Annotated in this window: 1 protein-coding gene; it reads left to right on the top strand. The window is 63.8% G+C overall.

Features of this window, described 5'->3' with window-relative positions; translation table 11 throughout:
• Positions 1-268: DDE-type integrase/transposase/recombinase (locus WP12_RS00025; RefSeq protein ID WP_046191728.1), on the top strand; the 268-nt coding region annotated here is incomplete at both ends.

The raw sequence follows: 268 nt of genomic DNA, 5'->3' as shown, positions 1-268 counted from the left end.
CGGTCGACCATACGACGATCTATCGCTGGGTCCAGTGCTACGCCCCGGAGATGGAGAAGCGGCTGCGCTGGTTCTGGCGGCGTGGCTTTGATCCGAGCTGGCGCCTGGATGAAACCTACGTCAAGGTGCGGGGCAAGTGGACCTACCTGTACCGGGCAGTCGACAAGCGGGGCGACACGATCGATTTCTACCTGTCGCCGACCCGCAGCGCCAAGGCAGCGAAGCGGTTCCTGGGCAAGGCCCTGCGAGGCCTGAAGCACTGGGAAAA

The sequence above is a fragment of the Sphingomonas sp. SRS2 genome (genome assembly GCF_000971055.1).
Classification (GTDB): domain Bacteria; phylum Pseudomonadota; class Alphaproteobacteria; order Sphingomonadales; family Sphingomonadaceae; genus Rhizorhabdus.
Note: the sequence above shows the minus strand (reverse complement) of the source record. Positions and strands in the feature narration are given on the sequence as shown.